This is a genomic window from Chryseobacterium sp. WG23, from assembly GCF_024586575.1.
In the GTDB taxonomy this organism is placed as follows: domain Bacteria; phylum Bacteroidota; class Bacteroidia; order Flavobacteriales; family Weeksellaceae; genus Chryseobacterium.
Map to the genome: position 1 here is coordinate 85,737 of NZ_JALCZE010000002.1, position 25,232 is coordinate 110,968.

The window sequence follows — 25,232 nt, forward strand, 5'->3', positions numbered from 1 at the left end:
ATATTAATTCGTAAAATTATGTACTTCAATATTAAAAATACAGTTCCCGTTTCCATTAAAATATCTGTTCTTGGAATCATACTTCAATCGTGTGCTACCTATAATGTTCAGAAAGGAAAAAATTTGGCTGAAGTTCCGGCACAGGATTCATCAAAAGTTGCCCATCAGCTTCTTCTTATTGGCAATGTAGGAAATACACAAAACAATCGGGATCAACATACACTTGATCAATTACAAAATAGGCTGAATAATGCTTCAGCCAATTCTACATTGCTTTTTCTTGGCGATAATATCTACCCGCAAGGTATGCCTGATAAAAATGACAAAGACTATAAGGAGGCAAAGCTGCAACTCGAAAACCAACTCAAGATCACTCAAAATTACAAAGGAAAGACAATAGTGATTCCCGGTAATCACGACTGGAAATATGGGGTTAAGGGATTAGAAAATCAGGAAAAAGCAGTTTCCAAATACATGGATAATAAAAAAGCATTCCTTCCCAAAAACGGATGCCCTATTGATAAAGTAAAATTAGAGGATAATATTACTTTAATCACTATTGACAGCCAATGGTTTTTAGAAAACTGGGAAAACAATCCAAAAATCAATGCTGGCTGCACGATAAAATCCCGGGATGACTTTTTTGCAGAATTTGAAGATCTGATCAACAAAAACCAAAATAATCTTATTGTTGTAGCATTACATCACCCCCTGATCAGCAAAGGCATTCATGCAGGATATTTTTCGTGGAAAGACCAGCTGTATCCTCTGGGGAATCAGGTTCCTTTACCTGTGTTGGGAACTCTTATCAATGTATTCCGTTCAACATCAAGTATCAGCCCTCAGGATACTAACAACGCTCATTATGCAGCGCTGACAAGCCGTATCAAATCTATTGTACAAAACAATAATAATGTTATTTTCGTATCCGGGCATGACCATAATCTTCAATATCTGGAAGAAAAAAATGTCCGGCAGATTATCAGCGGAGCAGGATCTGAAAATGGCGCTGCGAAAGTAACCCATTCCCAGGATTTTTCTTTTGGCGGAAACGGATATGCCGTTCTGGATATTAATCAGGACGGCAGTGCCAATGTATCTTACTTTAATACAAAAAACGACTCTGAAAAACTTCTGACAAAGATTCAGGTATTACAAAAGGCTCAGGAACCCACTGTTCAAAAAACATATCCGGAAAAACTTTCAAAAACCATAATGACTTCGGTGTATCCCGAATCTTTAACAAAAAAATCCAAGCTATACACCTGGTTATGGGGTGAGCATTATAGAAAATATTATAGCATACCTATACAGGCCAAAGTAGCGACACTAGACACTTTAAAAGGCGGGCTTTCTCCTGTCCGTGCAGGTGGAGGGCACCAGTCCAATTCATTACGTCTCATAGCTCAAAACAAACAAGAATATGCAATGAGAGGGGTAAAAAAAAGTGCCATACGGTTCCTTAATGCTGTTGCATTTAAAAATTCCAGCTTTGGAAGCGATTTCGAAGGAACTGTTGCAGAAAAATTCCTACTGGATTTTTATACCACGGGACACCCATATACTCCTTTTGCCATTGAAAACCTTGCTGAAAAAATAAATGTTCTTCATTCCAGTTCCCAGCTCTATTATATCCCCAAACAAAAAGCGCTTGGTGAGTTTAATAATGAATATGGAAATGAGCTCTATCAGATTGAAGAACGATTGTCCGGAAGCGATGAAGATCTGAAGCAGCTTAATGGGGCAACCTCCACAATGAATACCCCGGATATGATGAAAAACCTTCAAAAATCCGAAAAATATTCTGTAGACGAGCAAAGCTATATCCGTGCCCGTATTTTCGATATGCTTATTGGCGACTGGGACAGGCATGAAGGGCAATGGCGCTGGGCAGAATACAAAGAAAATGACCGTTACGTTTATAAACCTATTCCAAAAGACCGTGACCAGGCATTTAGTAAATATGACGGGCTAATTTTTCAGCTTATCATGAGAACGCCCCCTTTACGGCATATGCAAAGCTTCAAAGAAGACATCCGCGATGTAAAATGGATGAACCGGGAGCCTTATCCTCTGGACCTTGCTTTTTTAAGAAATGCCACTGAACAGGACTGGAAAAAAGAAGCAGAATATATTCAACAAAACCTTTCAGACAAAGTCATTGATGATGCATTCCGTAATTTACCTAAAGAAATACAGGATGAAACCATACAGCTTATCCAGAAAACCCTTAAAATAAGAAGGGATAAAATGGTACAATATGCTGCCGATTATTATAAAGCTTTACAAAAAACAGTATTGCTCAACGGAACCAACAAACAAGACCGGTTTGTAATTAAAAAAGAAAAAAATAAAATTCATATTTCACAATACCGCGTAAAAAAAGAAGGTGAAGAGCTTGTTTTTCAACGGGAATATCCTAAAAATGACACTAAAGAAATATGGGTTTATGGATTGGATGATGATGATATTTTCGATATCTCAGGAACAGGAAGTACAGGAATAAAAGTAAGAATTATTGGTGGGCAAAACCATGATGTATATAATGTTCAAAATGGAAGAAATATTAAATTATATGATTTTAAATCTCAGAACAACACCTATAATCTTACAGGGCATACCGCTAAAAAAATAACAGATGAGCATGAGATCAATACCTATGATTATAAAAAACCCGTTTATAACTTTTGGGCCGGCTATCCCAGCATAAGCTACAACCCTGATGAGGGAGCCAAAGTTGGTGCGCTTATAAGCTATACCCAAAATGGGTTTGAACGTGATCCTTATACTGCTAAACATACTTTTAATGCCAATTATCTGACCGCTACAAGTGGACTTGAACTTATATATAATGGAAATTTCCCTAATGCTATAGGTAAATGGGCATTTAATTTAAATGCACGTTTTACAACACCCAACTTTGCACAAAATTATTTTGGATTTGGGAATAATACGGTTGACAATAAAGATCAGTTCGATATAGATTATAACAGAGTAAGAATGCAACAGTTACAGGTAACTCCGTCTTTCTCCAAAAAGAGTTTCCTGGGCCTTGTACAGACTATTCAGCTAGGCTATGAAGATTATAAGGTTAAATATACTCCGGAGCGTTTTATTGCTCAATCCAATCAAATTGCCCCTCAAATATTTGACAGTCAAAAATTTGCAGGCGCAAAATATACATTCAGTTATGAGCATAGTGATAATGCTGCTTTTCCTACGATGGGATTTGGATTTGCACTGTCGGCAGCCTGGAAAACAAATCTGGAGGATACCCAGCGCAACTTTATGACTTATGAAGGTCTCCTGAATATTGCCCATCGTATTGACAATAACGGACGCTTTGTACTTGCAACAAAGGTACAGGGAAAATATATCAACAACAGCAATTTTGAATTTTTCCAGGGCGCAGATCTGGGAGGAAACAACGGTTTAAGATCGTTCAGGAATTATAGATTTTTGGGGCGTTCTTCACTATTTCAAAGCAGTGAAATCCGTTGGAACTTTGGACATGTAAAAAACGGGGTCGCTCCTATGGATTTCGGAATATTGGCAGGATACGACTACGGACGTGTATGGATGGATGATGAATATTCACGAAAATGGCACCAGTCTGTGGGTGGAGGAATATGGATCAGTGCTCTGGAAACACTTTCCATACGGGCTACTTATTTTACAGGAAGCGATGGAGGCCGATTTACAGCAGGAGCTGGATTCTGGTTTTAATGTAAAAAAATATTAATAATAAAAATTTAAAAAAAATGAAAGAAACTTCAAATTATCTACCGAGTGTTGTAAGCGATGAAACCCATGAATTATATTATACTTTCTATCAACCTGAAACAACAGTAAAAGCTACTATACTGATTCTTCATGGTATGCAGGAGCATAGTGGCCGTTATGCAGACTTTGCCAGATACCTGGCCCATCAGGGTTTCGCCGTACTCACTTATGACCATTTAGGACATGGAAAAACAGCGAAAAGCAAAGAGGAAATGGGATTTTTCACTTTAAAAGCCCCGGAAAAGCGACTTATACGCGATGCCAGAAATATGGCTGAATTTGTAGAAAAAAGTTACCCGGAAGTTCCTCATTTTATTATAGGACACTCAATGGGATCTTTTATTACGAGATGTTTATTGAGAAAACAATCATCCCGTTTCAAGGGAGCAGCCATCATAGGAACAGGCGGTCCAAACCCGGCTATCGGGCCTGCTAAAGGTCTGCTTTCTCTCCTTAGTTCTGTATCCCCTTATAACCGCAGTGAACTTATTGCCGAATTATTCGGTAAAATAAGCAACAGTCATTTTAAGGATGAAGAATTTGACTACGGTACTAACTGGCTGAGTGTAAATAAAGAAAACAGAAAGGCCTTTATGCTTGACGAACTGTGTGGAGTACCCTTCAGCAATAATGCATTCTATACGCTTTTTTCATTGATGGAAACTGCAACTGCCAGAGATTGGTCAAAATCTATTTCGCAGGAGTTCCCTTTCATTTTTGTAAGTGGTGCTGATGATCCTGTGGGAGAATTTAGTAAGGGTGTACAATCTACGGTAGACAATTTAAAAACTGACGGATTCAAAAACGTACAATTGAATTTGTATGACGGGATGAGACACGAGATATTAAATGAGGATATCAAAGAACAAGTGTATGCCGATATCCTGGAATGGCTCAACAAACAAGTCAGTGAATAATTAATTATTATCAAATAACATTCTTAGCCTGTTAATAGAATATCCTATATACAAAGGAAGTCCCGTTAACAGGCTATTTTTTATCGCATGAAAACTCAAAAAGCATATGTGAACTATTATAAAAACTTTTAATCTTTTAGAGAATCATCCGGATTATAAAATACAGTTCATTACAGGCTCTCCAAATATTGCTTTAAAATAACAGGATGACAATGTTCCTGATCTTTGGCAGCATACACCAGTGTAATTTTTTCCTGGTCCCGATGGCGTTTCAGAAAGTCTTTTCCAAGATTGGTTTCATGGAGCTCTTTCCTATACTTTTCAGAAAAACCTTCCCAGGGGGAAGAAACTTCATATACCCTTTTTAATGCAATGACAGGAATAGCAGACATTCTTATAATTTTAAGATTACACTTCATCATATTTACAACAAAATGTATTCCTATTAAAATTTTTCAGTTAATCTATTTTATTTCAGCAAGAAATTACGACCTTACCCTCAAAAAGATCTTACCAATTTACTAATTCCAATGAGGTTATTTTTATTTATTTTATTAAGTATTTTTTCCATCCAATGTTCGGTAAAAAAGAATATATCTTCTGATACAACTGCAGGTTTCAGACGCGATACTTTAACTTATTTTGATCAATCAAGGCACCGAAAAATCCCCGTTGCGATATACAGCCCCTCAAATCCAGTGAATGCAAACAGAATCCCTGTGATTTTCAGCCATGGCTGGGGCGAAAATAAGGGTGGTGATTATTTTATCTATTCTTACCTTACGGGATTCCTTGCTTCAAAAGGATATTTTGTGGTCAGTATCCAACACGAACTTCCTACCGATGAAATGCTGGCTATGGATGGAAAACTTCAGGTGACAAGAAAACCCAACTGGGAACGTGGTGTCCGGAATATCCTTTTTGTTCTGAATACAATGAAAAAAGAATTCCCTGATCTTAAGTACCGTCAACTTGTTGTAATGGGACATTCTAACGGTGGTGATATGACGTCATTGTTTGCTCATGAATATCCGGAACTCATTCATAAAGTAATTGCCCTGGACAACCGCAGAATGGCATTACCAAGAACAAAAACACCCGAAATTTATACCCTCCGTTCCAATGATTACCCGGCAGATGAAGGAGTTTTACCCTCAGAAAAAGAGAAAGAAAAATATGGAATGGTCGTAGAATTCACGCCCATCCATCACAGCAGTATGGATAATGATGTAACACCCGAAGAAAGAAAAAATATGACCGAGAAAGTATTGGAATTTTTGCAAAAATAAACCTGCAGCCTATGATTGCTACAATAAGAAATAAGACAGGTATCCCTTGCTTTCCAAGGTTAAAAGCTGTAGTTGCTGCAGCGTCAGTTTATTTTTCCTTTTTCTACTAATTTTTTTCTTCCGGATTTCAGATCAGCTCCAACAAATGTATTGATTTTTCACCGTTAGCAGACAAGCTATTTAAGATGTAAAAGTCATAGAAAAATCATCTCTTTTTTTGCGATCAATTAGTTTTAATTAAAACTAATTTTGAGTATATTTGTTATGAAAGTCATGAGAAAATCTTTTCCAGGCTTAGTATAATTATTTACTAAAAAATGATGTCTGCAAAATCAACCCCTATTTCAGAACTGGCCTTAGAACTGGGGCTGGCTATGAATGAGATGAAAAGTCGGCTGCGACAAAAGATTCAGTCTAAAATTAATGAATATGGTTCTGATCTTTCCTTTGAACTGATTGAGATTTTGGGTCTCCTTTCCCGCAATAACGGCATCAACCAGCAGGAAATCGGAACTCTGGTAAGTAAGGACAAGTCAAGTATCACCTATCTTATCAACAGTCTGGTAAAACGGGAATTAGTGGAACGGGTTGAAAATGAAAATGACCGAAGAAATAAACAGATTTTTCTTACGCCCAAAGGGCAGCAGGCCGTAGAAGCTATTTATCCGTGGGCCCTTGAGCTTTATGGAAAGGCAGCTGGTGACCTTCATAAAGATGAGATCAACAGAGCCCTTATTCTGGTCAGAAAAATGACGGCAAACCTCGAATAATCAGGATCTAAATTAATAAAATATGAGAACAATCCTTGTACCCATTGATTTTACATCAACCACAGAAAATGCAGTAAAACTGGCTGCTGATTGGGCAAGCCATTACGAATATGAGCATATTATTCTTTTAAAAACAGCGGGAGAATCTGAATTTGATTTCCTTCATATAGCGGAAGGACATTCATTTGTAAATGGAGAAAACATCAATAATTTACTCGAAAGAACAGAGACACTGCTGGATCAGTTAGCCAGTATTATTACAGAAAAAGCACCTGGTATAAAAGTTTCAAAAGTGCTAAGCGACTGGGCAGTTACCAGAAGTATCAATGAGATTTTAACTAATCATCCTTCTGTAGAACTGATTATTCTGGGAAGTGATGACGCTGCTTCTTCTACCAGCAGCTATGTTTCAGACAACATTATAAGCATTGCAAGAACAAGCCCTGTCAAAACTTTAATTGTTCCCAATAGCTACAGCTATTCTACTATTAAAAACATATTTATTCCCTGCGATGTCAATGGTATTAAAAAATTAGAGCGATTATTTCATCACAAATCTATTATTCAAAAGCAGGATGTCCGTTTACAGTTCTTAAATATAAATACTCATGAAGGCGAGGATACCAGTAATGATAAGAAGAAAGAACTGGAAGAATATATCCGTCAGCATCTTACCGAGATCCCAAGCAGCATTCATTATTCATATGATGAAAACATTATCAAAGGAATTCTGACTTTTGCATCTTCTCATGAAACTGATCTTATCATTGCATTACCGGGAAAGCATAGTTTCCTTTACTATTTGGCAAGCAGAAGTATTTCTGAAGGAATTTACCAAAATACCCATCAGCCTGTTTTAATATTAAAATAATATTCTTCTTACTGAGCCGGAGCCCTACTTTTTAATAGATATGGAAACTGTTCTTTTCAATTAGCTTTGAAAATTAATAGTAGATCTTGGTGTTATCAAGCTTAACAAGGTTTTGCTCCTGCATTTTTTTGACATTCCGAATCACAGTTTCCACTCTCAGGCCGGTTAAAGTTGCAATCTGCTGCCTGGTATAAGGGATCAGAAAAGAATGGAACTCTTCAAATCCGAAATAATTTTTAAGATAATCAAACAGTTTCTCAAGCTTGATCATAGGGTCAGAAATAGCCAAAAAACTCGAGATCATATATCTGAAATGCAGTCTGTCTGCTGTATACCTGTTCAGATCCAGCATTAATGTTGGCTTTTCCAGTAAAATATTTAAAATTTTATTTTTAGAAATCTTAATGATCTCACAATGGGTAACGGCAATGGCATTTACAGCATAATGTTGCGTGGTAAATAAATAGCTTTCCCCAATACAGTGCCCATCAAAAGGCAGCCCATGTACAAACTCTTTTCCATCTTCCAAAAAAGTATTCAGCTTTACAGTACCCGTCTTTATCTGCAAATAATATTTAGCCCCTGTGCCTTCCTCAAAAATATAGTCGTCCACATTGTATTTTTCCATCCGGGCTCCATAAGAAAGCAGGAGATTTTCACATATAACCATCTTGTCATTGATTTAAGTAAAATTAAATATAGAGAATGGTCCCCTTATCAGGCTGTAATTTTCTTTTTATGTTTTACACCCCAGTCTGCTAAAGCAGCAATTACATCTTTTAATGACTGACTGTATTCTGTAGGTATATATTCAACCAAAACAGGCTTATTGTCGGCAAGAACCGATCTTTCTACCAGATGGTTAACCTCCAGCTTTTTCAATTCACTCGACAAAACTCTTGCGGAAATTCCATGTATTGTTCGCTGCAGTTCGTTAAACCGGGTGTGTCCTCCCAAAATGGCGATCATTACGCGTATGGTCCATCTCCCGCCAAGGACGTATAAAGCATCTTCGGTAGCAGACATATGGGTGGTACATTGAGGCTGTGAGTATGTTAGTTTTTCTCCTTCCATTTTACTTAATTTTTGGGGTTACTAACCTAAAAGTTATTACTAACCTTTTGGTAACTGCTATCTTTTTTTTAGTAAATATAGATAATTTTGAAACATCAAATTTTTTAAAAAATAAAAAAATGAAACAAGTACTTCATATTATTTCAAGTCCAAGAACAGAATCATCAGTAAGCAAAAAACTGGGCAATGCAGTGGTAGAAAAAATTAAAGCCAGGTATCCTGATATTATTTTAAAAAAACGTGATCTGGCCAATCCTCTTTTTCCTCATTTGGAAGAGAAGCAAATCAATGCATTTTTTACCCCGGCTGAACACCGTACTCCTGAACAATTAGAAATTATTAAACTTTCGGATACGGTAATTGCGGAACTTCAGGAAGCGGACTTCATTGTTATTGAAACTCCTCTGTATAATTTCAGTATAACCTCCACATTAAAGTCATGGCTCGATCACATCGCCAGAGCGGGTGTAACTTTTCGGTATGATGAAAACGGGCCTGAGGGATTGATCAAAAACAAAAAAGTTTATCTGGCTTTTTCAAGTGGTGGAATTTATTCCGAGGGTGAAAAACAGAGCTATGATTTTGTGGTTCCTTATCTTAAAAAAACACTTGGCTTTATGGGAATGACAGATATTTCTGTAGTCCGGGCCGAGGGCTTATCTGTACCTGTTATTCAGGAAACGGCTCTGCAAAAAGGCATTGAAAGTATTGTCGTAGAATAGGAATTAAAAAAATGCTGCTTTCAATGAGGCAGCATTTTTGTTTTATTTGAGACGTTTGTAATAATAAGCATTAAATACCATACACTTGTTTTTAATCTTGCTGAATATTGTCATAGGTTTGCCCTACTAAAAAAGAGACTGCTTTTTTGATTTTATCACGTCCTTCCGTAGTATTGATGTCTATACCACAAAAAATACTGCCATTCATGGAAGAATAAAGGTTCAAATAATAAAGTCCGGAAACCATAATGGCCATTACGGCGCGAAAATCCTGTGAATGTTCTTTGAAATAAGGGTCACCAACAAGTTTAAACAGAGTTTCTCCGTTTTCTTCCTGCCTCTCAGTGAGTTTTGCTAATGACTTTCTGGGTTCTGATAAACGCCACAATAATAATTTTTGAAACTCTTTGTTGCCGAATACATAATCAAATTGTGACAGTAACAATTGTTCTGTAAGTAACTTTCCTCCGTCTGTTAAATCAGGTATTGTTTTGTCGGTTGTCACATTACTCCAATAATCCTGCGAACGTATATATTCGTCCATCAGGCCATCCATCCCTCCAAAATAGGTATAAATCATTTTTTTATCCACTCCTGCTGTAGCAGCAATATCATTGATTTTCAAGGCTGCATATCCCTTTGTTTTCAGAATTTTTCCAACCGCATCCAAAAATTTCTTTTTACTACGTTCCTTGTTCCGGATACTGCCTGCTGCTGATTTTCTCTCCATGATAAACATTCAATGATACAAGTTTATGAAAAATTTTTATCATTTTAAACACTTTGTAGTGTCTTATTGTGTATATTTGTACAAACTAATACCATTCAATATATTAAAACAATTATTGAAGTTGTAAAAACGATATTCCAAACTTTCGTGAAGGGTCAGTCAGTACCACCTTTTACCACAGCAGTCATCCTAAAAGCTGTATAAAAGGTAAATTAAAAACTGAATGATCCTCACGTTACATGGTTTCTGCAGTTTATTTCTTCATACTAAGATGTTTTACGATGTAATGCAGATGATCATTTGAACACAAATACTGAAAAGTAGATTATTTCGAACACCATTTTACCAAGGTAAAAACATGAACTGTGTACAGCACCATTAGAACTCTAATGATGCTGTTTTTGTTTTATAAAAAGTAGAAGACTGATTCGGTAAGCTAGCTGAAAGGCTCTATATCATCTTAATAGTGAAAATTAATGCTCCGTTTTGCAGGCCGAAATAAATTAATAATGAATAACTTACGGTTTTTTGAATTTATTTCCTTAATTTTGCACCCCGAAAATAAGGATTCAAAATATGAAAAGAGTTGGTGAGCACAGAAAGCTTCTTGGGGTTGACAAAACCGTTACTTTAAAAGAATTAAAGACTATTTACAGGAATACGATGAAAGATTCGCACCCTGATAAGTTTATTGATGATGAAGCCGGAAAACTGGAAGCAGAAGAAAAGAGCAAATCTGTGATTGAAGCCTACCACTTTTTGGTAAGTATCAATCCGGAAACACAGGAAAAATATAAAGAAGAATATACTGAAACGACAACAAAATCAAATATTCAGGATTTCTATCTTGAAAAGCAGATTTTGAAGGTTCAGCATTTGAACGGAAAGATGTATGAATATATTGGTGTTCCAAGAAATACTTATATTAAAATGGTGAATGCTGATTCACCAAGCCGTTTTGCAAGAAGACATATTTATGGAAATTTCATCTACAGAAAATCCGGTGAGGCTATGGAAGATTAATTTTTCATATAAAAATAAACAAAGAGGCTTTCAGAATGACTGAAAGCCTTTTTTATGATCAGAAGGCTGGTTTATTGGTTTTATTTTTTCATAAAGGCAATGGCTTCCACTTCTATCTGCATATCATCCAGTGCCAGCTTAGGAACCGGAATTAAAGTACTTGCCGGAAACTCATGGTTTTTCCATGCTGTATGCATTTCTTCTGTCCAGATTTTAAGCTTTTCCTGATCATGGTTTACAATCAATATGGTAATTTTAAGAACATCTTTGGTTTGCAGTCCATAGTCTGCGAGTACTGTTTCCAGGTTTTTCAGCGCTACCCTTACCTGGGTTCTAAAATCTTTTGAAAGGCTGTGTTTCAAGCCTTCGCCTCCGCTTTGTCCGGATATAAATACATATTTCCCTTCCCCTTCAGGGGTTGTAGAATGAGAAAAAGCAAATGGTGTCGGATCAAAAAGAGCTTTTGGATTTTTGTGAGCAACAGCATTCATAGTATTGGATTTTAACGCCTTATGATCATTAGTATGTTGTGAAAAGGCCAGAAACCCTATGCAAAGAGCGGATAAATTAAATAGTATACATTTCATGATATTTTTTGTATTGAATTATTGAAAGCAAATGTATCACTGAAGATGATTAAAAAACTATACATATGTTGACGTTTCCTATTTTTTTAGGCAGTACATTATCATTTTTAAAGTATCAATTCAATGCTGCAAAATAAAACAGTACCATTAGAAATCCAATGGTACGTACTGTTTTATAGTGTTTGGGGAAGTAACTGTCCTTTCTCCAAACCTGAATCTTAAATGAATCTATAATAGACTAGCCTTTTCTTTTGCTTTTTCATCTGTAAAAATCTGAAAGCCTTCTTTTTTATCAATAAGCTGCAGGGGATATAATTTAGGATTATACTCTCCCTGTAATACTTCATTCAGTGCATGTTTTTTGGATTCTCCGAATGCTACAACCAGTATATTTTCGGCTTTGTTGATCAACGGTGCAGTCAGCGTAATCCTAAACATTTCCTGAGGTTTCAGATAAAAGGCAGAAACCCACTTTTCATGTTCGTTAAGAACTTCTTCACCTGGAAATAATGAAGCGGTATGGCCATCATCTCCCATTCCTAAAAGGATAAAATCAAAAACGCCTTCATTACCAAGAACACTTTTTATCTGTTGCTCATAGTCTTTAGCATAATCTTCCGGCAATATTCCTTCCTGATACATAGGAAAAATGTGGTTTTTAGTAACAGGAACCTGATTAAGCAGTGTCTCAAACGTCATACGTGCATTGCTTTTCTCATCATCAAGAGGAACCCATCGCTCATCCACCCAGAAAAAGTATATCTTATTCCATTCCACCTTTCCGGCATAGTCTTCGGTTGCCAACAATTTAAAAATCGCTTTTGGAGAAGAGCCTCCGCTTAATGCTACTGTAAAACGGTTATTTTTACGGATAGATTCTTTTGAAAGATCAACAAATGTATCTGCTGCCTTTCGGTACAGCTTTTCTAAATCATTAAATACTGTAATATTCATTTTCGTCTGTTTAAATTGATATGGTATTATACCCAGCTGTGGCCCTGTCTTTCCACCAATGCAAAACTCTCTTCCGGTCCCCAGCTTCCCGCGCTATAGTTTGGAAAGGATGAATCTTTATTATTCTCCCAGGCTTCCTGAATTGTTTTTACAACATCCCAGGCTTCTTCTACCTGATCAGAACGCATAAATAGTGTAAGATCGCCTAAAAGAGCATCCAATAGTAACGTTTCATATGCTTCGGGAGTATCTTCCTGGCAGGCAAAGTAATCAAAGATCATTTCTACCGGCTGTAGAACCAGTGACAGCCCCGGCTTTTTGGTCATAAACTGCAGTCTGATATCCATCATTGGCTGAATATTAATAATGAGCCTGTTTGCCGACAAAAGGTGACTTCCTGAAAAAGTAGAATGTGGAAGAGGCTTAAACTGAATGGTAATATAAGAGTGTTTCTCTTTCATTTTTTTTCCGGTACGGACATAGAAAGGAACATCTTGCCATCTTTCATTATCGAGATAAAATTTTATAGCGGCAAAAGTTTCTGTATTGGAATCTGCAGCAATTCCATCTTCCTGGCGATAGCCTTTTGCCTCAGTTCCGTTGATTGTACTTTTTGCATATTGTCCTCTTACTGCATAATGATCTACCTGATCCGGGGAGATCCTGCGTATAGATTTCAAAACATCTACTTTCCGGTCTCTAATCTCACCCGACTGTAAAGAAGCCGGTGGTTCTATGGCCACCATACAGAGAATCTGTAATAAGTGGTTTTGAATCATATCTTTCAGGGCACCGGTCTGCTCATAAAAAGCCCCTCTTGTTTCTACTCCTACTTCTTCAGCCACTGTAATCTGTACAGATTCTATATACTTATGATCCCATAAAGGTTCAAAAATAGAATTTCCAAATCTGAATGCCAATATATTCTGTACGGTTTCTTTTCCTAAATAATGATCGATACGGTAGATCTGCTCTTCTTCGAATGTTTGCGCAAGCAGGCTGTTGAGCTCAATTGCGGATTGTTTATCATGTCCAAAGGGTTTTTCAATAATAATCCGGTCTTTTTTAGCATCAGAAGCTAAAGCTGTATTTTTAATATGGTTAGAAATCGTAGAAATGAAATTCGGGCCAATGGATAAATAAAACAGCCTGTTGGCTCTTATTCCGTAAACAGTATCAAAATCTTTTAATTTCTGATGAAGATCCTGATACGAGCTTTCCTGATCCAGCTGATGCTGAAAGTAAGTAATATGGGCTTGAAAACCTGCCCAATCTTCGGAAGTTATTTTTTTTCTGGAGAATTTCTCCAGATTTTCTTTAACATAGTTTCTAAAATATTCGTCGGTATTATCTGCTCTTCCTAATGCAACAATATTAAAACCTTTAGGCATTCTGCCATCGATATATAAATTATAAAACGCCGGAAAAAGTTTTCTTTTCGCCAGATCTCCTGTAGCACCAAAAATAATGATTGTAGTTGGCTGCAAGATTTTATTTTCATTCATTTTTCCGAATTTTAATTGTTTGCACTGTTCCATACCGTATGAAAAACACCTTCTCTGTCTACTCGCTGGTAGGTATGTGCACCAAAATAATCACGTTGGGCCTGGATAAGATTTACCGGTAAAGAATCTGTGGTATAGGCATCGAAATATCCTAAAGCCGTCTGAATTCCTAAACTTGAAATTCCGTTTTCAGCAGCATATCCTGCTGTTTTTCTTAATGCCTTAAGTTTCGATTTAACAAGAAGAGCAATATCGTGATCTAGTAGAATATTTGAAAGGTTAGGGTCTTTGGTATATGCAGCATAGAATTTCTCCAGCAATACCGAACGGATAATACATCCTCCCCGCCATATTTTTACAACATCCTTCAGCGGAATCTGAAAGCTATACTCTTCGGATGCTTTCACCAGCAAAGCCAAACCTTGTGCATAGCTTATTAATGTGGCCAGGAAAAGAGCATCTCCCACTTCCTGAATGAATACCTTATTATCTTCCGGAGCTGTAATTTCTTTTTCAGTATAGAGTTGGGAAGCCTGGATCCTCTCTTCTTTATAGGCTGATAAAATTCTTGATGTTACTGCGATATCAATGGTTGGGATAGAAACCCCAATTTCCATAGCTTGTTCAGAAGTCCATTTTCCAGTTCCTTTAGCTCCGGCTTTATCTAAAATCTGATCTACAAGAAAGCTGTCGGTTAATGTATCTTTCTGCTTAAAAATATCTCTCGTGATTTCAATCAAAAAAGAATTCATTTCTCCATTATTCCATTCTTTGAAAACTTCGTAGAGCTGATCGTTATTTAATCCCGCTCCTCTTTTTAGAAGATCATATGCTTCGCTGATAAGCTGCATAATGGCATATTCAATTCCGTTGTGCACCATTTTCACATAGTTTCCGGCAGAGCCTTTTCCCATATATGCTGTACAGGCTTCGTTATCCACTTTTGCAGCAATGGCTTCAAGCATGGGCTGAAGATGGGTAAATGCTTCCAGATCTCCTCCCGGCATAATACTGGGGCCTGTTCTGGCGCCCTTTTCTCCACCTGAAACTCCCATTCCCATAAAGTGCAGATTTTTTGAAGCTAAATCTTCCACACGTCTATTGGTATCTTTAAAGTATGAATTCCCTGCATCAATAACAATATCTCCTTTGCTTAAAAGGGGTGTAATATTTTCTAATACTGCATCTACGGGTTTACCTGCAGGAACCATAAGAATAATCTTTCGGGGTATTTCCAGTGAAGCTACAAATTCTTCTAACGTTCCTGTACCTTTTACTTTCATTTGTGAAGAAGCACCCTCCTGTAATTCCTTTATTTTTAAATCATCAAGATCGAATCCTGCGATTGAAAAACCATTATCTGCAATATTATAAAGAAGATTACGACCCATTACTCCAAGGCCGATCATTCCATAATTATATCTCTCCATTGTATTGATATTAATATAAATTCTGTTTTAAAGAGAATAAATTTACGTAAATGCCTATCAGGAAAAAAATAAAAGAATAGAAAAAATTTCCGGGCTTTTTGCTTATCACTTTTTTCTAAAACAATAATTTTATAGGATCATCATACAAAACCTCTGCTTTATTCTTCTCAGGATACTTAGAATCAACTTATTCTATGTTGTATTTGCTGGAAAAAGTCAACACATTGTGAACAAAAACTCCATTCTTCATGAGTCTCTTTATTATAAAATTAATAAAATTCAATCGTTATAATGGGAACGATCTATTAAAATGGTACTGGTTTTTGGCATAATTAACCTTATATTTACCAAAATTTAAATTAATGAATTATAAGCTTGAGCTTAATACGCAGAAGCCTAACTCTAAAATTGTTTTTAATACGATCATATTTGATTCGTTCAAAGTTAATATTGTAGAAAGATATATTGGATCTATGCAATCCCGTCCAACGTTATGTGAAGCTTTATTTAAAGTGAGAACGTTAGATGACGATCTGATTAAAAGAAGAGACGGTAATGTAAGAATAAAAATTAAAGGTGATCAGTTTGAAACTTATCAGCAATTAACAGGAAGGCTGAGCTCTTACGAATATAAAAACAAACTGATCAACAGAAAAGATGCTGAGCAGGATTATGTACATTTTATTTTGAGCTTAGTGATATCTAATTATCAGCTTAATTAAATTCACCTCTCTGGCGCGGGCTTCTCGCTCGTGCCACTCATCACTACCTCATTCCTGGTCTACTTTGCAGACCGTAACCTTTATAAATTATAAAGAAGGAGGATGATCTGTGTCTTTATTTTATAGGGTACTGCTCATCACTCCATATAAATTTCTGCTGAAAGAAAAAAATAGGTTGCATATCTATAAAGAACAAACTAACTTCATACTTTTGAAAATTGTACAGGCTCCCGTTTTTCGGAAGCTTTTCTCCTTTAAGCTATAAAATATAGGATAAGATTAATACATTAGGTTATGAAAAAAACGATAAGTTGTATGAATATTGATGAGAATATTCTTTATTCATTTGGGGGTGAAAGTATAAGATATAAGGCAAAAGAGTTTATTTTCAAAGAAGGAGACCATTCACTGTATTATTTTCAGGTAATAAGCGGCAAGGTAAAGCTGAATACATTTAATGATGACGGAAAAGAATTCATCCAGAATATTCTGGGTAAAAATCAAAGTTTTGGAGATCCGCTTTTATTTATTGACAGGCCCTACCCTACTAATGCGGTAAGCTTAGAGGCTGTAGAGATTATTAGGATGCCCAAGGCCAGTTTCATTGAAATGCTGCAAAAATATCCTGATCTGTCTTTAGAAATGAATGCCTGTCTGTCACAAAGGTTATACTATAACAGTTTAATGGTTCGGAATATGGCTTCTCAAAATCCTATTCACCGTTTACAGGGCTTAATGGAGTATCTGAAGAGTTACTATGACGGAGACTGTCAACATTGTTTTCCGGTAGAGCTTACCCGCCAGCAGATTGCCGATCTGACCGGTCTGCGGGTAGAAACAGTAATAAGGATTATAAAAAAAATGGTAAATCAGGAAATCATAAAGCTTGACGGGCGTAGAATTCTTTATTGATGCATAGTTGCTTTAACTGGATTTCCATAAGTATCTATCACAAAGGTTTATAATTTTTTTCTAATAAGTTCCAGACCGTAGAAGTCCCCATTTTTCAGAATTAATCTGATTTTCATATTAAAAATAAAACGTCTTGAAGAAAATAAAACAACACCAATAAAATTATTAGTGTTGTTTTGTATTTTAATTGTATTTGGTGATAACAGCACTATTTGCTGATTGAATTATGATAAACTGAATATTCTTTTTTATTTGAAAAAACTGCTAGCATTACTTCTGCAATTCTCTTTTTATCATCTTCTGAGAGATTGGATCCGGACGGCAGACATAAGCTCTTTCCGAACAAGTCCTCTGCTACTTTTCCGCCGTAATAAGGTGCATCTTTAAATATAGGCTGTAAATGCATTGGCTTCCAGATTGGACGGGATTCTATATTTTCATTTAGAAATGCAAGACGCAGGTCTTCATAGCTTTTTGAAGTCTTTGTCTCGTCAATGGTGATAACAGACAGCCAATGATTGCTATAAAAATCAGAGTTCGGTTCTGAAAATAATTTTACTCCTTCTATATTTTTACAAATCTCGGAATAAAAATCATGCATTTTTCTACGGCCTTCTATCCTATCGTTTAAAACTTCCATTTGTCCTCTTCCCACTCCTGCACTAATATTACTCATCCTGTAATTATATCCAATTTCAGAGTGCTGATAATGCGGGGCATTATCTCTGGCCTGCGTAGAAAGAAAGACTGTTTTTTCCTTGTCTTCATCATTATGACAGACTAAGGCACCTCCTCCGGAAGTTGTAATAATTTTGTTACCATTGAATGAGAGAATACCAAAACGTCCAAAAGTACCGCAAGCTTTCCCTTTATATTTGGACCCCAATGATTCGGCACCGTCTTCAATTAAAGGAATGTTGTACTCATTAGCTATTGCTGAGATTTCATCCATTTTTGCCGGCATCCCATACAGGTTAACGACAATAATAGCCTTTGGTTTTTTACCTTTTGCAATTCTATCTTCTATGGCTTCCTGTAAAGCCACAGGACACATATTCCAGGTGTCTTTTTCGGAGTCTATAAAAACAGGATTTGCTCCCAGGTAGACAATTGGATTTGCAGAGGCAGAAAATGTCATAGACTGGCATATCACTTCGTCTCCATGGCCAACATTGCATTCTATTAATGCCAAATGTAAAGCAGCTGTTCCTGCAGAAAGTGCAGCTATTTTTACATCTTCGCTCAAGAATATTTCCAAATCTTGCTCAAAACCATCAACATTTGGTCCTAACGGTGCTACCCAGTTTGAATCAAATGCTTCCTTAACGTACTTTAATTCGTTTCCACCCATATGGGGAGATGATAACCATATTTTTGATTTCATATTTTTACTGTTCTGGATTTTTAAACTTCTACTTTTTATAATTTTACCGGGATTGCCTACTACTGTAGACCCGGCTGGGACATCGCTAATAATAACAGCACCGGCACCAATGGTGCACCACTTTCCAATTTCTATACCTTGTATAACACTAGCACCTGTTCCTATATGGGTCCCTTCCCCTACAATTACATTTCCTGCAAGTGCCGCATTAGGTGAGATGTGAACAAAGTCTTCGATAACGCAATCGTGATCAACGGAAGCATTGGTATTGATGATACAGTGTCTACCTATATCTGCAGCCGCATTTATAGTAACACCAGGCATTACAATAGTACCTTCCCCTATCTGTAATCTTTTAGAGATTATAGATTTTGGGTGGATAAGTGTAACGTAATTGAACTGCTCATTTTGACTGACAATTTTTTTTCGTAATTTATTATTGCCTATAGAAATAAATATATCTATATCAAAAGGCGGAATTTCATGAATAACAGGATAATTTAGTATTTTATGCTTAGACAGATTTTCATCAATGTAAGCTTTTATATTATAACCACATTCTTCAGCGACCTCAGCCACTACTTTGCCATGGCCACTTGCTCCGTATAAATACATACTATCTACTTTTTAAAATTAATTACTGCCATTAAAGGCTTCTATTGTTGCTTGTCCTACCTGATTTATCCCTTCTTTTTTTAGTACTTTTTTGAATGTAAGGATAACCACTTTGCAGTCTGTTGCAAATGACAAATGATCGATATACCAAATGTCTAGTTCAAATTTTTTGGTCCAGGAAATAGCATTTCTTCCATTTACCTGTGCCCACCCTGTAATCCCGGGGCGGATATTGTGTCTGCGTTTCTGAGATTCATTATATAGAGACAAATATTGTGGCAGCAGAGGTCTTGGACCTATCAGTGCCATGTCTCCTTTTAATACATTGATCAGCTGTGGAAGCTCATCTAAGGAAGTCTGGCGTATAAAACTTCCCACGGGTGTTAAACGTTCCGAATCAGGCAGATAATTACCTTTTTCATCTTTCTTGTCATTCATTGTCTTAAACTTAATGATGTTGAACATCTTTTCATTCAGACCTGGCCTGGTTTGCACAAAAAAAGGTTTTCCCTGATTTGCGAAATACAGTAAGACCATAACAATAATAAAAACAGGAGACAGCAAAATCAGTGCTATCAATGCAATCATAAAATCTATAATCCTTTTAAAAAAAAATTGATACATGCTATTATTTTTTTTCAATTAGAGTTTTATATTCATTTAATAAGGCATTCCATACTACTGATTGTTCGTAACGGGACTGAATCATAGACCGTGCATTCTTTTTTAAATGCTGGTAATAATCTTTGTCCGTTATCATTCTCTCCATTGCTCCCTTCAGTTTTCCATTATTTTTTACAGGAACTATGATGCCATTCTGATCTTCAATAATAATTTCGTTACATCCATTGATATTGGAAACGATACTTGGCAGTTCCATTGCACCTGCCTGCATCACTACATTGGGGAACCCTTCACGGTAACTTGGAAATGTCAATACATCAGCAATCGCAAAATAAGGGCGCACATCTTTCTGAAAACCGACAGATATAATATCCTTATTATTCTCAATTTCTTTTAAAGTATCCGGATGCAATGGATCGAGTTCCTGCTCCAGTGGACCAACCAATAATAATTTGGCCCGGTACCGGGATCCTGCATTTCTGCTTACACCAGAAAAAGCTGTGATCAACTCATTGATTCCCTTGTCTCCTACCAAACGTCCTACAAATACAAATATGAAATCTGTATCCTCTATATTTAATTCTTTTTTTAAAAGCTCTTTCTGTGTATCACTAATTTGTTCAGGTGAAAAGAATGTGGTATCAATTCCGTTCGAAGAGCCATTTCCTATTACTTTTAATTTGTACTGATCTGTATACTTATTTTGTACGATAAATTCATATAATCCTTTTGAATTGGGATACACCATTGTAGCAGAGGAATAGGTCAGTCTTTCTACAAAGTCCAGCACTTTACGCTTTGTTCCCGTTGCTTCCATCAAAGGCAAACCAGCTACCGTATGTAAACGGTGGGGAACACCTGCCAATTTTGCAGCCAGCATTCCTACAATACCTGCTTTAGGTGTATGAGTATGAACAATATTCGGTTTCTCCTTTTTTAAAAGCTTATAAGTACTCCATAGAGATTTAATATCTTTAATGGGGGTGATCTGACGGGACATATCAATGGCTATTACTTCTATTCCTTCATCATTTTTCACTTCATCCAGTTCCTTTCCGGACGACGAAACTCCTTTTACGTCAAAATATTCTGACATAAATCGATGTTGTCCCTTTAATAAAACCTTTAAAGAAATCGGTACTGTTGTTATGCGTATCAGTTTAGTTTTCAAATTCAGTCAGTATTTTATTTATATTATGTTCCCTGTTATATTTGGACTCAATCAGTACTCTTCCTTTCTTTCCCTGAGTGACTGTTTTATCTTTATGTTCTATATATTTCTTAATACCGGAATACCAATCTTTATCTTTCACCAGCTCCCCATTATAACCCGGAATAACGATATCGGTATTCATCCCTACCGGGGAAGCCAGCACCGCAACGCTACATCCCATATACTGGATCAGTTTGTATGAACATTTACCCAGTTCCCAAGGGGTTTCATGAAGAGGCATAATCCCTAAATCGAATTTATTAATCTCTTCTACTTCAGATTCTTCTGTCCACGGAATAAAGTGTATAAAATCTTTAGTCTCTTCCGTTTGTTTTGCCCCGATGATATTGACGCGAAAATTGGGAAAATCTTTTTTCAGCTTATAAAATACCGGAAATAACTCTTCAATGTATTTATAAGTAGACGGAGAGCCTATCCATCCCAGTGTAAAGTATTGATCATCTTTATTATTGATCTTATAGTATTTTTTAGCATCTATAACAGTAGGCAACATCATTATTCGGGGTGCTTTTGCCATTTCTGCTCTCTTTGCCAGATAAGAATTGCCGGCAAATACACATCTGCTGTTTTTCATTACCCGATCAATCTTATCAGACAAATACTTTTTTATAAATCTGTTACCACTCAGATCGTAGTTATGAAATATAGCATCATCATAATCTACGAAATAATCAACCCCTGCTTTTTTCAATCTTGTTTCAGCCCACGCAGGTAAATAGGGAAACAATTCTTTTTCTATAACAACGATATCATATTTTTTCACGGATAAAAGAGCATACATTCTCTTTAGGTACCCTAGAAATAGATAAATAATCTTGGTCTTTTCATTCCTGTACAGCGCTGATAAATACTTATCTCCCAACAGAGAAGAATGATGTACGGTATATTTCTTTTCCTCTAAAGAGGGGAAAAATTGAAAACTTCTCAGCCTGCTGCTCGCTCCCATAGCGGAGTATTTAGTAAAAAACAGTATTTTTTTCATTGAAAATCTTTATCTCTTTTTACAAAATAAATGAAGGGTAAAACATAAAATATATTAAACTCGAAAGACTCCAGATAGGGGTTTGTAAAAGTGGCTATCAGCATAGAAACAATACCCGCTAACATGTAATGATCATATGGATTTTTAATTTTTATGGATACATATTTATATACTGAGTATAAAAAAGGAATAGAATAAATTAAAAACCCAAATATGCTCACCCGGTATATAATGGCTACCGGTACATTCTCGTAACGCCATGGAAATTTTTTACTTCTTATATAATCTACTCCTACCCCATGTCCTGCTCCAAAAATATTATTATTGACTCCTTTTATCAGTGCCATTGTCTGTTCTGATCTTGCCTTATCTCCGCCTTCAAAAATTTTAACATAAAATCCTTCCAATACATTCAATACGTTTACGCCATAGCTGTTCAAAATAAAAATCAGCACAACGGTAAGCAGCAAACCGATAATAAAATATCTAATCAGCTTTACGGAAGAGTTGGTAACCACATAAAAAAACAGTCCTACAAACACACTGAGCAGCAATGCCGATCTTCCTGATACTATTGCAGCGATTACAACCGTAAGGATGACAACAAAATAAATGGCTTTCCTTTTGAATACTTTTTCTAACTGTAAGAAAGCAGGAATAAAAAATATGAGAGATCCATAAACGAACAGTTTCATTTCAACAATTCCTTTTTTGGTAAATGTCATATTGGGATCTTCAATAATAAGTTCCAGAATCTGTCTCTTTCCATTCATAAATAACCAAATTGCCACAAATACAGAAACAGCTCCCAGTACCATATAGATATTGAGGTACTTTACGATGGTTTCCACCTTAAATTTTTCAAAGCAATAGTTTAAGATAACCACCCATAAAATAGGAGTAAAAATATATACAATTAAGACCTGGCTAAGTGCTTCTGAAGGGTTCAGAGACTGATGGATACCAACCATCAGATAAATAATCGTGACGATCATACTTAAGATCACAGAGAAAATAACCACTTTTTCAATGGTCTGCACCTTAGTGAGCCCTACCAGAAAAATCAACAGTAACAAAACAAGCTTAACGGGTCTAAACGAATTGGGAAACACGAAAAGCAGGAATGCCGTGACAACCATCAATACGCTTAGAGCATTAAAATGTATTTGTTTTTTATAAATCTGCATTAATTATTTAGATTTCAGTTGTTTAAATTGTATTCTCTGGTCTTTCTTATAACTTTGAATACTACTTTCCAGTTTATCATAGCTTTTAGAATCTACCGACAGATTATTGACAGATAGATTAATGGTATTATCATTAGTATCATAATATTTGATAGGTTCTGCAGTATTATTATAAAGACTTACATTATTCAGGACGATATTTCCGCTGATATTTTTCGAGTAATTGTTTTTTCTGTTTAACCAGAAAGACATTCCATATTTTGACTTGCTATCCGAAAAATTATTAATAGTTATTGAGATTTCCTTATTCAGGGAGTTATCTTTTCTGAGATTAACGAGATTAAGCAGTAATCCCCAGTTTTCATTACCTCCTGTAAAAACATTTTCAAGAACAATTCCTTTCAGTTCATCCTTAGCGCTATTAGGCTCTATATCTATTCCGCTGGAAGGTCCTTTACCTGAAGAATTCAGAAACTTACTGTTGGAGATTTTGATATTGGTTCCTGATGTTATAGAGAGACCGTTTCTTCTGCTGTTTGATACCAATGAATTTAGAATCACAATCTGATCTGAAATTTTATTGTTCAGCTGTCCGATATAGATGCCGTCACCGAAACAATCATAAATCTTAGCATTCTCTACTCTGATATTTTTAGCTCCCCGTATGCTTATCCCAAAGCCCCACTCCCCTTTTGTACCTACGTGTGTTTTTTTATCTCCCACCAATACAGGGTTAAGAATGGTAATATTTTCCTTACCGTTACAATCCAGAAGACTGTATCCCGGTTTTGCTGATGTCTTAAGGACCAATTTGGAATTAGCCTGAAATTTATATGTACAGTCACTTTTTAATTTTAGCCCACTATCATTAATCAGTATGGGAAAATCAGGAAATAAAACATCACCGTTGTCATTGATTGCTTTCTGCAGAACCAGTGTGTAGTCTACCGTTGCATTTTTCACATATCCTTTGGGCAAAACCGTCGTTAAGTCCAGGTATTTAGTCTGACCGAAAATAAATAAGGTACATGTAAAAATCAGCGATATTATTAAAAGCTTCTTCATTTCATTTTCTTTTTTATTATGTTAAATAGATAACCCAATGCCCCCAATAATCTTCCAAAATACATTTTGGCAATAATTAAAACCTGTTTATAAGCCTTTTGGCTGAAATAGTCAACCAGAATTAAGGCTACCAGCTTATCCAGATATTTTTTTTCAGAGGTAGTTTTATTTTTATAATCAAACAGATGAAATCTTTTATGCAATGGCATCACATAGTGTGCACTTCTGTTTTCTGCTCCCACAAAGTAGATGGTTGTAATAGTTCTGTTATAGATTAATGCATAATCAGAAAACAGTCTATACCAAAATTCCACATCCTCACCATAGCTAAGATTTTCATCAAACAGGCCTGTCTTAAGAACTTTTGTCTTTTTAACTAATAATGTTGATGAGTTAAAGCGAGAAGCTGGTGAAGACATAAAATCAAAATAATCTTTTATCATCTCAGGCTTTTTCTCTTTAAATTTTGACTCATCAAATTCTTTAACATTCGATTTGTAAAAAGAAGTTCCAACCCCTCCTACTGTCTCATTATCTAACTGAGAAAGGGAAGTGGATAAAATCTCCAGGTGTTCCGGATGCCATATATCATCCCCATCTAAAAAAGCTAAATATTCATTCTTAGCATTCATTATCCCTGCATTTCTTGCAGATGAAACCCCGCCATTAGGTTTGTCTACGATAACCACTCTGGGATCCGATATGCTTTGTACCACTTTCAAACTGTTATCTTTTGAGCCATCATTGATAATAAGCAATTCAAAATCCTTATATGTTTGATTCAAAACTGAATACACGGTATCCAGAATACTTTTCTCCTTGTTATATAATGGTATTATTACACTAATCATG

24 protein-coding genes and 1 pseudogene are annotated in these 25,232 nt (G+C 36.0%); 9 read left to right on the plus strand and 16 right to left on the minus strand.

Features of this window, described 5'->3' with window-relative positions:
- The first annotated feature begins 18 nt into the window (after nt 1-18).
- Both MP477_RS03090 and MP477_RS03095 read left to right on the plus strand, forming a co-directional pair.
- Entirely contained in the window at nt 19-3,726 is a 3,708-nt protein-coding gene (locus MP477_RS03090) for a metallophosphoesterase (RefSeq protein ID WP_257189108.1), read from the plus strand.
- 35 nt (nt 3,727-3,761) lie between these two features.
- Nucleotides 3,762-4,700 (plus strand): alpha/beta fold hydrolase, encoded by a 939-nt coding sequence (locus tag MP477_RS03095; protein ID WP_257189109.1) that lies wholly within the window; start codon nt 3,762-3,764, stop codon nt 4,698-4,700.
- A gap of 170 nt (nt 4,701-4,870) precedes the next feature.
- Here the strand turns inward: MP477_RS03095 and MP477_RS03100 are convergent, their stop codons facing one another.
- On the minus strand, nt 4,871-5,122 hold the full coding sequence (locus MP477_RS03100; protein WP_257189110.1) for a DUF488 domain-containing protein: 252 nt from the start codon (nt 5,120-5,122) through the stop codon (nt 4,871-4,873).
- A gap of 276 nt (nt 5,123-5,398) precedes the next feature.
- On the opposite strand from MP477_RS03100, the gene MP477_RS03105 reads away from it, so the two are divergent.
- From MP477_RS03105 to MP477_RS03115, 3 genes are all read left to right on the plus strand, one after another.
- Nucleotides 5,399-5,989 (plus strand): alpha/beta hydrolase, encoded by a 591-nt coding sequence (locus MP477_RS03105; protein ID WP_257189111.1) that lies wholly within the window; start codon nt 5,399-5,401, stop codon nt 5,987-5,989.
- Between the two features lie 317 nt (nt 5,990-6,306).
- Complete coding sequence (locus tag MP477_RS03110) at nt 6,307-6,759, plus strand: MarR family winged helix-turn-helix transcriptional regulator (protein ID WP_257189112.1); 453 nt, start codon at nt 6,307-6,309, stop codon at nt 6,757-6,759.
- 22 nt (nt 6,760-6,781) lie between these two features.
- Nucleotides 6,782-7,630 carry a universal stress protein gene (locus MP477_RS03115; RefSeq protein WP_230040126.1) on the plus strand — a complete coding sequence of 283 codons (849 nt, stop codon included), beginning with the start codon at nt 6,782-6,784 and terminating at the stop codon, nt 7,628-7,630.
- A gap of 73 nt (nt 7,631-7,703) precedes the next feature.
- On the opposite strand, the gene MP477_RS03120 is transcribed toward MP477_RS03115, so the two are convergent.
- Nucleotides 7,704-8,300, minus strand: a complete 597-nt coding sequence (locus tag MP477_RS03120) for a Crp/Fnr family transcriptional regulator (protein ID WP_257189113.1) — start codon at nt 8,298-8,300, stop codon at nt 7,704-7,706.
- A 47-nt stretch (nt 8,301-8,347) separates the two neighbouring features.
- Complete coding sequence (locus tag MP477_RS03125; protein ID WP_230040130.1) at nt 8,348-8,704, minus strand: helix-turn-helix domain-containing protein; 357 nt, start codon at nt 8,702-8,704, stop codon at nt 8,348-8,350.
- A 119-nt stretch (nt 8,705-8,823) separates the two neighbouring features.
- Between MP477_RS03125 and MP477_RS03130 the strand changes: the two genes are divergently transcribed.
- On the plus strand, nt 8,824-9,426 hold the full coding sequence (locus MP477_RS03130; RefSeq protein WP_257189114.1) for an FMN-dependent NADH-azoreductase: 603 nt from the start codon (nt 8,824-8,826) through the stop codon (nt 9,424-9,426).
- A 91-nt stretch (nt 9,427-9,517) separates the two neighbouring features.
- Here the strand turns inward: MP477_RS03130 and MP477_RS03135 are convergent, their stop codons facing one another.
- Entirely contained in the window at nt 9,518-10,156 is a 639-nt protein-coding gene (locus tag MP477_RS03135; protein ID WP_230040136.1) for a TetR/AcrR family transcriptional regulator, read from the minus strand.
- 576 nt (nt 10,157-10,732) lie between these two features.
- Here MP477_RS03135 and MP477_RS03140 point away from each other — a divergent pair.
- Nucleotides 10,733-11,179 carry a KTSC domain-containing protein gene (locus MP477_RS03140; protein WP_230040138.1) on the plus strand — a complete coding sequence of 149 codons (447 nt, stop codon included), beginning with the start codon at nt 10,733-10,735 and terminating at the stop codon, nt 11,177-11,179.
- Between the two features lie 80 nt (nt 11,180-11,259).
- Here MP477_RS03140 and MP477_RS03145 read toward each other — a convergent pair whose 3' ends face one another.
- From MP477_RS03145 to gndA, 4 genes are all read right to left on the minus strand, one after another.
- Nucleotides 11,260-11,766, minus strand: a complete 507-nt coding sequence (locus MP477_RS03145; RefSeq protein WP_257189115.1) for a RidA family protein — start codon at nt 11,764-11,766, stop codon at nt 11,260-11,262.
- Nucleotides 11,767-11,994: 228 nt separating this feature from the next.
- Nucleotides 11,995-12,720 carry a 6-phosphogluconolactonase gene (gene pgl / locus MP477_RS03150; protein WP_257189116.1) on the minus strand — a complete coding sequence of 242 codons (726 nt, stop codon included), beginning with the start codon at nt 12,718-12,720 and terminating at the stop codon, nt 11,995-11,997.
- 26 nt (nt 12,721-12,746) lie between these two features.
- Nucleotides 12,747-14,225 carry a glucose-6-phosphate dehydrogenase gene (gene zwf / locus MP477_RS03155; protein WP_257189117.1) on the minus strand — a complete coding sequence of 493 codons (1,479 nt, stop codon included), beginning with the start codon at nt 14,223-14,225 and terminating at the stop codon, nt 12,747-12,749.
- An 11-nt stretch (nt 14,226-14,236) separates the two neighbouring features.
- Nucleotides 14,237-15,655, minus strand: a complete 1,419-nt coding sequence (gene gndA / locus MP477_RS03160) for an NADP-dependent phosphogluconate dehydrogenase (RefSeq protein WP_257189118.1) — start codon at nt 15,653-15,655, stop codon at nt 14,237-14,239.
- A 362-nt stretch (nt 15,656-16,017) separates the two neighbouring features.
- On the opposite strand from gndA, the gene MP477_RS03165 reads away from it, so the two are divergent.
- Nucleotides 16,018-16,377: a prevent-host-death protein gene (locus MP477_RS03165; protein ID WP_230040154.1), complete on the plus strand. Its 360-nt coding sequence runs from the start codon at nt 16,018-16,020 to the stop codon at nt 16,375-16,377.
- A gap of 294 nt (nt 16,378-16,671) precedes the next feature.
- The gene (locus tag MP477_RS03170) at nt 16,672-17,289 is read left to right on the plus strand and encodes a Crp/Fnr family transcriptional regulator (protein ID WP_257189119.1); all 618 of its coding nucleotides are present in this window, start codon (nt 16,672-16,674) and stop codon (nt 17,287-17,289) included.
- Nucleotides 17,290-17,497: 208 nt separating this feature from the next.
- Here the strand turns inward: MP477_RS03170 and MP477_RS03175 are convergent, their stop codons facing one another.
- From MP477_RS03175 to MP477_RS03210, 8 genes and pseudogenes are all read right to left on the minus strand, one after another.
- Nucleotides 17,498-18,673 carry an aminotransferase class I/II-fold pyridoxal phosphate-dependent enzyme gene (locus MP477_RS03175; protein ID WP_230040328.1) on the minus strand — a complete coding sequence of 392 codons (1,176 nt, stop codon included), beginning with the start codon at nt 18,671-18,673 and terminating at the stop codon, nt 17,498-17,500.
- A 54-nt stretch (nt 18,674-18,727) separates the two neighbouring features.
- Nucleotides 18,728-19,288: pseudogene (locus MP477_RS03180) on the minus strand (acetyltransferase); the annotation flags it as partial.
- 18 nt (nt 19,289-19,306) lie between these two features.
- Nucleotides 19,307-19,912: a sugar transferase gene (locus MP477_RS03185; protein WP_230040159.1), complete on the minus strand. Its 606-nt coding sequence runs from the start codon at nt 19,910-19,912 to the stop codon at nt 19,307-19,309.
- A 4-nt stretch (nt 19,913-19,916) separates the two neighbouring features.
- A complete protein-coding gene (locus MP477_RS03190; RefSeq protein ID WP_257189120.1) occupies nt 19,917-21,008 on the minus strand; it encodes a glycosyltransferase family 4 protein in 1,092 nt (363 codons plus the stop codon).
- 64 nt (nt 21,009-21,072) lie between these two features.
- Nucleotides 21,073-22,128 (minus strand): glycosyltransferase family 4 protein, encoded by a 1,056-nt coding sequence (locus tag MP477_RS03195; protein WP_230040163.1) that lies wholly within the window; start codon nt 22,126-22,128, stop codon nt 21,073-21,075.
- On the minus strand, nt 22,125-23,315 hold the full coding sequence (locus MP477_RS03200; protein ID WP_257189121.1) for a hypothetical protein: 1,191 nt from the start codon (nt 23,313-23,315) through the stop codon (nt 22,125-22,127). Before MP477_RS03200 ends, MP477_RS03195 begins: the two co-directional genes overlap by 4 nt.
- A gap of 3 nt (nt 23,316-23,318) precedes the next feature.
- Nucleotides 23,319-24,380, minus strand: coding sequence for a right-handed parallel beta-helix repeat-containing protein (locus MP477_RS03205; protein WP_257189122.1), 1,062 nt, complete (start codon nt 24,378-24,380; stop codon nt 23,319-23,321).
- Nucleotides 24,377-25,231 (minus strand): glycosyltransferase family A protein, encoded by an 855-nt coding sequence (locus MP477_RS03210; protein WP_257189123.1) that lies wholly within the window; start codon nt 25,229-25,231, stop codon nt 24,377-24,379. Before MP477_RS03210 ends, MP477_RS03205 begins: the two co-directional genes overlap by 4 nt.
- Nucleotide 25,232 lies beyond the last annotated feature (1 nt).

Coding starts and splice junctions, on each gene's coding strand:
- MP477_RS03090 (WP_257189108.1), top strand. CDS start 19: ATGTACTTCAATATTAAAAATACAGTTCCCGTTTCCATTAAAATATCT.
- MP477_RS03095 (WP_257189109.1), top strand. CDS start 3,762: ATGAAAGAAACTTCAAATTATCTACCGAGTGTTGTAAGCGATGAAACC.
- MP477_RS03100 (WP_257189110.1), bottom strand. CDS start 5,122: ATGATGAAGTGTAATCTTAAAATTATAAGAATGTCTGCTATTCCTGTC.
- MP477_RS03110 (WP_257189112.1), top strand. CDS start 6,307: ATGATGTCTGCAAAATCAACCCCTATTTCAGAACTGGCCTTAGAACTG.
- MP477_RS03115 (WP_230040126.1), top strand. CDS start 6,782: ATGAGAACAATCCTTGTACCCATTGATTTTACATCAACCACAGAAAAT.
- MP477_RS03120 (WP_257189113.1), bottom strand. CDS start 8,300: ATGGTTATATGTGAAAATCTCCTGCTTTCTTATGGAGCCCGGATGGAA.
- MP477_RS03125 (WP_230040130.1), bottom strand. CDS start 8,704: ATGGAAGGAGAAAAACTAACATACTCACAGCCTCAATGTACCACCCAT.
- MP477_RS03130 (WP_257189114.1), top strand. CDS start 8,824: ATGAAACAAGTACTTCATATTATTTCAAGTCCAAGAACAGAATCATCA.
- MP477_RS03135 (WP_230040136.1), bottom strand. CDS start 10,156: ATGGAGAGAAAATCAGCAGCAGGCAGTATCCGGAACAAGGAACGTAGT.
- MP477_RS03140 (WP_230040138.1), top strand. CDS start 10,733: ATGAAAAGAGTTGGTGAGCACAGAAAGCTTCTTGGGGTTGACAAAACC.
- MP477_RS03145 (WP_257189115.1), bottom strand. CDS start 11,766: ATGAAATGTATACTATTTAATTTATCCGCTCTTTGCATAGGGTTTCTG.
- pgl (WP_257189116.1), bottom strand. CDS start 12,720: ATGAATATTACAGTATTTAATGATTTAGAAAAGCTGTACCGAAAGGCA.
- zwf (WP_257189117.1), bottom strand. CDS start 14,225: ATGAATGAAAATAAAATCTTGCAGCCAACTACAATCATTATTTTTGGT.
- gndA (WP_257189118.1), bottom strand. CDS start 15,655: ATGGAGAGATATAATTATGGAATGATCGGCCTTGGAGTAATGGGTCGT.
- MP477_RS03165 (WP_230040154.1), top strand. CDS start 16,018: ATGAATTATAAGCTTGAGCTTAATACGCAGAAGCCTAACTCTAAAATT.
- MP477_RS03170 (WP_257189119.1), top strand. CDS start 16,672: ATGAAAAAAACGATAAGTTGTATGAATATTGATGAGAATATTCTTTAT.
- MP477_RS03175 (WP_230040328.1), bottom strand. CDS start 18,673: ATGAAATCAAAAATATGGTTATCATCTCCCCATATGGGTGGAAACGAA.
- MP477_RS03185 (WP_230040159.1), bottom strand. CDS start 19,912: ATGTATCAATTTTTTTTTAAAAGGATTATAGATTTTATGATTGCATTG.
- MP477_RS03190 (WP_257189120.1), bottom strand. CDS start 21,008: ATGTCAGAATATTTTGACGTAAAAGGAGTTTCGTCGTCCGGAAAGGAA.
- MP477_RS03195 (WP_230040163.1), bottom strand. CDS start 22,128: ATGAAAAAAATACTGTTTTTTACTAAATACTCCGCTATGGGAGCGAGC.
- MP477_RS03200 (WP_257189121.1), bottom strand. CDS start 23,315: ATGCAGATTTATAAAAAACAAATACATTTTAATGCTCTAAGCGTATTG.
- MP477_RS03205 (WP_257189122.1), bottom strand. CDS start 24,380: ATGAAGAAGCTTTTAATAATATCGCTGATTTTTACATGTACCTTATTT.
- MP477_RS03210 (WP_257189123.1), bottom strand. CDS start 25,231: ATGATTAGTGTAATAATACCATTATATAACAAGGAGAAAAGTATTCTG.